Genomic DNA, 6,937 nt, shown 5'->3' with positions numbered 1-6,937 from the left:
GGCGGGGGGGGGGCCCCCCCCCCCCCCCCCGCCGGCCCGGGGTGTGCTCCCCCCGGCGTCGGGTCGGGTGGGGGGCCCGGGGGGGGGGGGGGGGGCGGCCCCCCCCCCCCCCCCCCCCCCCCCCGCGACGCGAAGCCACGGAGGTAACGGGATTGACCGATCAGTCCGCCACCACCGGTGTGACGGACCGCCCGAGCGACGGAGACGTCGCCGGAACCGCGGCACGTTCCGCTGAACGCATCCGGGAACACCTGGACGGCGCGGTACCCGCCACCCCTTGCCTGGTGATGGACCTGACGGCGGTGCGGGAGCGCTACGCGGAACTGCGAGCCGCACTGCCGGACGCGCGGATCTGCTACGCGGTCAAGGCCAACCCGATGCCCGAAGTCGTCGCCGCGCTCGTCGAGCTCGGCTCCTCCTTCGACGTCGCCAGCCCCGGCGAGATCGACCTCTGCCTCGAACAGGGCGCCGACCCCGCGGCGATCTCCTACGGCAACACCATCAAGAAGCGCGCCGACATCGCCCGCGCCCACGCGCAGGGCGTCCGGCTGTTCGCCACCGACAGCGAAGCCGACCTCACCGCCATCGCCGAAGCCGCGCCCGGCGCGAGCGTGTTCTGCCGCGTGCTCGTCGCCAACGACGGCTCCCGCACCCCGTTCGGCCGCAAGTTCGGCTGCACCCCCGAGACCGCGGTCCGGCTGCTCGGCCGCGCCGCCGAACTCGGCCTCGACGCGTGCGGCGTGTCCTTCCACATCGGATCGCAGCAGCACGACGCCGCGGCCTGGGAGCACGGCATCGCCGCCGCCCACCGAGTGTTCCGCGGCGCCGCCGAGCACGGCGTCCGGCCGCGACTGGTCAACCTCGGCGGCGGGCTGCCCGCGCACTACACCGACGCCGCGCCGCCGCTGACCGACTACGCGCGGCGCATCGAGCAGGCCCTCGACCGCGAGTTCGGCGCCGACCGGCCCGAACTGCTCGTTGAACCCGGCCGCCGCCTCGTCGGCGACGCCGGCGTGCTGCGCAGCGAAGTCGTCCTCGTCTCCCCGGACTCCGACGGCGAACGCCGCTGGGTCTACCTCGACGTCGGCCGCTACAACGGGCTCGCCGAGACCGAAGGCGAAGCGATCACCTACCGGCTGCGCACCTCCCGCGACGGCGACCCGGTCGGCCCGGTCGTGCTCGCCGGACCCACCTGCGACGGCGACGACGTGATCTACCAGCGCACCCGCTACGAGCTGCCGCTGACCCTGCGCGCCGGGGACACCGTGGACCTGCTCAGCGCCGGTGCCTACACCGCCAGCTACGCCTCGGTCGGCTTCAACGGCTTCCCGCCGCTGCCGACCCGTTGCATCGACGGGCACGAGCGACCCTGACCGCTGCGGCACGCCCGTGCCGCAGCGGTGCGCCCGGAGCGCAACACGAACGTTCTCCGCGAAATCTGCGAAATGTTGGGAGGTCGATAGATGTCGATCGATGCCGGAACCCTGCAACCCGTCGGTCTGTTCACCGGGCAGCACGTGCTCGCCGAGCTCGACGGTGTGGACGCGCAGCTGCTGGACGACGAGCAGTTCCTGCGCGACACCCTGGACAGCGCGCTGAGCCGCTCGCAGGCCACGGTGTGCCAGGTGATCGCCAAGCGGTTCGAACCGCAAGGCGTCACAGTGCTGGCGCTGCTGTCGGAATCCCATGCGTCGCTGCACACCTACCCCGAAGAGGGATCGATCTTCATCGACGTGTTCACCTGTGGGAACACCGCGCAGCCCGAGCGGGCGGTCGAACTGCTCGCCGAAGCGCTGCGACCCGCGTCGGTGAACACCCGCACGATCCGCCGGGGCCGGGACTACGACCCGGAACTGGTCTCGTGACCGGCTCGCCGACTCGCCGACCGCGAGCAGGCGGGACACCCTCCACAATGGACACACAAGTGCGTTCCCCCGCCCGACCCGGGCGCCGTAACGAGGAGGAGCACCGTTGATCGAAATCGACGGGCAGCGTTGGGTCAGCGAACCCATGGGCGCCGACATGCGGCGGTTGTGGCGCATCGACGACGTGATCTGGGAAGGCGACACCGCCTACCAGCACGTGCTCATCGGCCGCACCGACCAAGGCGTCTCGCTGTTCTGCGACGACGACCGGCAGAGCACCGAGTTCTCCCAGCTCGTCTACCACGAGGCCATGCTGGTCCCCGGCTTCCTGCTCGCCGCGAACCTGGACCGGGTGCTCATCATCGGCTCCAGCGAAGGCGTCGCCAGCCAGCTCGCCGTCGCCGCCGGAGCCACCCGCGTCGACCACGTCGACATCGACGAGGAATGCGTCCGGGCCTGCGCCGAGCACCTGCCCTACGGCTACACCACCGACGAGATCCCCGCGCTGCAACGCGGCGACGGGCCCATCACCCTGCACTTCGGCGACGGAGTGGCCTTCCTGGAACAGGCCCCGCCGGAAGGCTACGACCTCGTCGTCGTGGACCTGCCCGACGAACGCGCGGACGACGCCGACGGCCAGCACAACCGGCTCTACGGCCTCGAATTCCTGCAGCGCTGCCAGACCGTGCTCGCCCCCGGCGGCGTCGTCGCCTTCCAGGCGGGCTGCCCCACCGTGTGGCGCAACGAAACGCTGATCCGCGCCTACAACCGGTTCCGGTCGGTGTTCGAGACCGTCACCTACTTCGGCTCCGACGAGCACGAGTGGGCGTTCCTGTTCGGCCGCGCCGAACCGGTCGACGACCCCACCAACCTCATGCTGGAGAACCTCCCGAACAGCGAGTACCAGCCGCGCACCATCGACGACGCCAGCCTCATCGGCTGCACCGTCCCGCCCTACTCGGTGCGCAACCAGGGCTGAGCGAACGCCGAAGAGCCCGCCGGATCACCCGATCCGGCGGGCTCTTCGCATGCCCGGCGTCAGAGGAACTGCAGGTACGGGTGCAGCCCAGGGGCGCCGCTGCGCGCGCCGAACCACTGCTCGAACGCGATGCCCCGCTCGCGCAGCTGCGCCTCCAGCTCCGCGTTCCCCGCATCCTCCGCGAGCCGCGCGTCCACCTCGTACAACCGCTCGTGCGCGGTGTCGCCGAACGCGGTGGCGGCGAACCGGGCGAAGATCGGCGTGCTCTGCGACCAGTCCAGCAGCTCCGCCGCGTCCAGCAGCACCTGCGCCTCGTGCACCACCAGCCGCAGCGCCAGCGCTTCGGCCACGCAGCGCGGCGGCGTCCACACCGGCTCCGACAGCCGCGTCGCCACCGCCGCCGACGCCAGCAGGAACGCCCGGGCGAACGCCGAGTCGTAGCGGGCGCCGTAGCAGGGCGGCAGCTCCGCCAGCACCAGCAGGCCCTGGGCCTCGTCGACCGTCGCGTTGTTGATGGACAACGACAGCTCGTCGTAGAAGATCTCGTCGGTCACCACCCACACCGCGTGGATCAGCGCGCCCGCCGCGAGCCGCGCCGCCGACTCCTCCACGTCCGGGGCGGCGAACGCCTCCGGACCGAAGGCGCGCAGCCGGGGCGCGCACTCCAGCAGCGTCTCCCGCCAGTGCCGCGCCTCCACCACCGGTTCCGCGGCCCCCAGCGCCTCCTCCACGGCCAGCTCCAGCTCGCTGGAGTCGTCCGGAGTGCGCACGTCCGCCGCGGCCAGGCTCTGGTTGAACTCGTCTTCGGTGATCCGCACCTTCGACTCCGCGACCGACCAGCCGCTGAGCAGGTCGATCTCGCTGAGCAGCTCGTCGAGCACCGTCGCCGCCGCCCACTCCGCCGATACCAGCGACGGCGCGTCCAGCACCAGTTCCACCGTCGTCCGGGCCGGGCCCGGCGAGATCCGGAAGTCCAGCACGTCGATGTCGGCCTGGTCCGGCCCGGTGACGCCTTCCACGAGCGCGAGCCTGCGGTCGAGCAGCGCGACCACGCCCTGCTGCTGCAACTCGTCCAGTCCCTGCACCGCCACCGGCGGTTCTAGTACCGCCGTCACCACGTAGTCCACCGCTGCTCGCCCTCTCCTCCCGAACGCACCGCATGGTACGTGCCTGCCCGCGCGGAGAGCCGCCTGCGCCACCTCCGGGGAAAGCGGGATCATGGCCCGGTGACGACGACGGTGGCGGTGTTCGGCAGCTGCAACATGGATCTGGTGGCCTACGTGGGGACCGCGCCGAAGCGCGGCGAAACCGTGCTCGGGCGCGAATTCCGCACGGCGCCCGGCGGAAAGGGCGCGAACCAGGCCGTCGCGGCCGCCAGAGCGGGCGCGGAAGCGCTCATGATCGGCGCGGTCGGGGAGGACGAACTGGGCGGCGGGCTGCGCGAGGCATTGCGCGGGTTCGGAGTCGATACCCGCGGTCTGCGCACCGTCCCCGGAAACAGCGGCACGGCGCATATCGTCGTCGACGACGACGGCGGAAACGCGATCGTCGTGGTCCCGGGGGCCAATGCGACCGTCGATTCGCTCGCGCCCGGCGATGCCGAACTGATCGCGAGTTCCGGAGCGCTGCTGCTGCAGCTGGAGATCCCGTTCGCCGGGGTCGAATCCGCCGCCGCGGCCGGGCGCTCCGCCGGAGTTCCGGTGATTCTCACGCCGGCTCCCGCCGCGGAACTGTCCGCCGAGTTGCTGGCGAACGTGGACGTGCTGGTGCCGAACGAACACGAAGCCGCGGTCCTCACCGGTCGCGACGATCCCGACGCGGCGTTGCGGGAATTGGTGGAACGAGTACCGGAAGCGATCATCACGCTCGGTGCCGAAGGAGCCCTCTACGGCAATGCGGCGGGAGAGGTCGTCCGGTCGCCCGCCCATCGGGTGCGGGCCGTGGACACCACTGCGGCGGGGGACACCTTCGTCGGTGTCTTCGCGGCCGCGCGGGCCGGGGGAGCGGAGGTCCGGGAAGCGCTGGCGGCGGCCTCGGCAGCGTCCGCGCTGGCCGTGGGGCGCCACGGCGCCATGTCGTCGATGCCGACGGAACAGGAGATCAGGGAGTTCCGCGGCTGAGCGCGGAAGCGGGGTGGAATGTCGCGGACGCCGCCGACCGGAGAAATGTCCGATCCCGCACGGGCGGCGTCGCGCGACACCCCGATGGACTCACTTGGCCTTGTCGTAGGCGTCCACGATCTCCGAGGGAATGCGTCCCCGATCCGACACCTGCATGCCCTGCTCCCGGGCCCATTCCCGAATGGCCTGGTTGCGTTCCCGGTCGGCGGCGGTAGGAGCAGCGGCGGTCTTGCCCGCCTTGCCCGCCGCGCGCTTGCGACCCCCGGTGCGGCGTGCGGCGGAGACGTACGACGCCAACGAGTCCCGCAGTTTCGCTGCGTTGTCGGCGGACAGGTCGATGGTGTAGTCGACCCCGTCCAGGCTGAACTCGACCGTCGACTCCGCTTCCGACCCGTCGACGTCGTCGACGAGCTGCACGGTGACCTTCTGCGCCACTGGAAAACCCTCGATTCCGGTTCGTTATTGCTGGCCTTCGTGCGAGAGCGTACGAAGAACGTTCTGAACAATAAACCGTTGTTGCGAAAATGTGCCACCCTGGGTCCGTCGAGCACTGACCGTGAGCTCGGAACGCTGTTGTAGCGACGTTGTGCTTCAGATTACTTTCTCGATTTCGCGGCCGATCGGCTACGGTGTGTCGCGGGGCGGTTCGCCCGGGACCCGGCATCGCGGGGTCGACGGTGCCCCCGCACGGCGGTTCTCAACGGCCGGTGGTGCTGTTCTATCGTTGACGCGAGACAACAGCGATGCCGCGTGCTACAACGTGGGTCAGGGTCGCAGGAGTCTCGCCTGCAGGTGTCGCGGATCGAGACGGGGCACGTTCCCGAGACAGGTGATCATGGCCGAGCGGATTCAGGTCGAACTCGTCGACGACATAGACGGGTCGCCAGCCCAGCAGACCGTTACTTTCGCGCTGGACGGCGTGACCTACGAAATCGACTTGAGCGAACGGCACGCGCAACGCCTGCGCGGAGTCTTCGCCCGGTACATCGAGCGGGCGCGCGTTCCCGAGCGCGAGCAGTCCGCCGCGACGGCCAAACGCCAGGAACGGGACGAACGCGACGCCCGCCAGGCCAACCGGCAGCTGACCGAGCAGATTCGCGGTGCCGCGCAACGGAGCAAGGACCGGTTGCACAAGCAGCAGGAACCGGAAGCGGACGAGCAGGCCGCCGAGGCAGGACCCGCACTCCCGGTGGAACCGCGCGAACCGGAACAGCTCGTCCCCGAACCTCCGCGCCAGGAGGAGGAGCGGTCGAACTCCACCGTCGCCTCCGTGTCCCTGCCGCAATTCTCGTCCGCTGTGGACTGAGCCGGTACCGGTGGTCCCGGCCGGCCGCGTTCCCGGAACGGGACGCTTCCGGCCCCGAACGCAGAAGAACCGCATCGTGGTGATCCGCGATGCGGTTCTTCGTCTTTCCGGTACCGGTCGCTCCGCTGCCGCCTCCCCCGCGCGCGGAGCGCTCGGTGCCTCAATCGGCGGCGCGGTGCCTGCGCCCTTTCGCGCGACCGCCGGAGTCGCCGTGCTGAGCGGCCACCGGTTCGGCGGCCGACGACTCGGCGCTCTCGGTCAGCGCCGCGGCGAACTCGGGTGGGGAGCTCAGTCCCCAGTTGTCCGCCTCCGGGTCGATCAGCTGCTGCTGCAACTCGGTGTAGATCGGTGTCGAGTCCACGGTTACCCCCTGCCTCTTGGTCGGCGAGCAGGCTACCGGCGCGCGGGTGGGTGCAGCCCGCGAAACGCACCGCGATCACTCGATGGAGATCGCCGGACTCGGGCCGGGCCGCGGCCCGGTGTCCCGGTGCTCGGTGGTCCCACGGCAAGCCGCCATCCGGGTGAAGCGGGATGACCTGCGGTTTTCGCGTTAATGGGGGGGTGGTGTTCAAGGCCGTTTTCGGCCCGTGTAGATTTCTTTCTGCCAGCACGGAACGGGCCGAAAACGAATCGGGCCGGGTGCGGCGGGGTCGCGAAACGGGCTTCC

8 protein-coding genes are annotated in these 6,937 nt (G+C 70.9%); 5 read left to right on the top strand and 3 right to left on the bottom strand.

Annotated features, from left to right (window positions below; all coding sequences use genetic code 11):
• Positions 1 to 152: 152 nt before the first annotated feature.
• From LCD35_RS24790 to LCD35_RS24780, 3 genes are all read left to right on the top strand, one after another.
• Complete coding sequence (locus LCD35_RS24790; protein ID WP_304612926.1) at positions 153 to 1,373, top strand: type III PLP-dependent enzyme; 1,221 nt, start codon at positions 153 to 155, stop codon at positions 1,371 to 1,373.
• Positions 1,374 to 1,463: 90 nt separating this feature from the next.
• A complete protein-coding gene (gene speD / locus LCD35_RS24785; RefSeq protein WP_224960582.1) occupies positions 1,464 to 1,865 on the top strand; it encodes an adenosylmethionine decarboxylase in 402 nt (133 codons plus the stop codon).
• Between the two features lie 106 nt (positions 1,866 to 1,971).
• Positions 1,972 to 2,844: a spermidine synthase gene (locus LCD35_RS24780; RefSeq protein WP_224960580.1), complete on the top strand. Its 873-nt coding sequence runs from the start codon at positions 1,972 to 1,974 to the stop codon at positions 2,842 to 2,844.
• A gap of 59 nt (positions 2,845 to 2,903) precedes the next feature.
• Here the strand turns inward: LCD35_RS24780 and LCD35_RS24775 are convergent, their stop codons facing one another.
• A complete protein-coding gene (locus tag LCD35_RS24775) occupies positions 2,904 to 3,971 on the bottom strand; it encodes a hypothetical protein (protein ID WP_224960579.1) in 1,068 nt (355 codons plus the stop codon).
• Between the two features lie 99 nt (positions 3,972 to 4,070).
• Between LCD35_RS24775 and LCD35_RS24770 the strand changes: the two genes are divergently transcribed.
• Positions 4,071 to 4,964, top strand: coding sequence for a ribokinase (locus LCD35_RS24770; protein ID WP_225045047.1), 894 nt, complete (start codon positions 4,071 to 4,073; stop codon positions 4,962 to 4,964).
• Between the two features lie 90 nt (positions 4,965 to 5,054).
• Here LCD35_RS24770 and LCD35_RS24765 read toward each other — a convergent pair whose 3' ends face one another.
• The gene (locus LCD35_RS24765; protein WP_224960576.1) at positions 5,055 to 5,399 is read right to left on the bottom strand and encodes an Lsr2 family protein; all 345 of its coding nucleotides are present in this window, start codon (positions 5,397 to 5,399) and stop codon (positions 5,055 to 5,057) included.
• 400 nt (positions 5,400 to 5,799) lie between these two features.
• On the opposite strand from LCD35_RS24765, the gene LCD35_RS24760 reads away from it, so the two are divergent.
• Positions 5,800 to 6,270, top strand: a complete 471-nt coding sequence (locus tag LCD35_RS24760) for an Lsr2 family protein (protein ID WP_224960585.1) — start codon at positions 5,800 to 5,802, stop codon at positions 6,268 to 6,270.
• 160 nt (positions 6,271 to 6,430) lie between these two features.
• On the opposite strand, the gene LCD35_RS24755 is transcribed toward LCD35_RS24760, so the two are convergent.
• Positions 6,431 to 6,631 (bottom strand): hypothetical protein, encoded by a 201-nt coding sequence (locus LCD35_RS24755; RefSeq protein WP_224966803.1) that lies wholly within the window; start codon positions 6,629 to 6,631, stop codon positions 6,431 to 6,433.
• Positions 6,632 to 6,937 lie beyond the last annotated feature (306 nt).

Source organism: Saccharopolyspora sp. 6V, from assembly GCF_020176785.1.
GTDB classification, from domain to species: domain Bacteria; phylum Actinomycetota; class Actinomycetes; order Mycobacteriales; family Pseudonocardiaceae; genus Saccharopolyspora_C; species Saccharopolyspora_C gregorii.
This window is presented reverse-complemented; position numbering and strand designations above follow the sequence as displayed.

What these genes read in the sequence shown, in the direction of transcription:
- speD (WP_224960582.1), top strand. Translation starts at nt 1,464, where the DNA reads ATGTCGATCGATGCCGGAACCCTGCAACCCGTCGGTCTGTTCACCGGG.
- LCD35_RS24760 (WP_224960585.1), top strand. Translation starts at nt 5,800, where the DNA reads ATGGCCGAGCGGATTCAGGTCGAACTCGTCGACGACATAGACGGGTCG.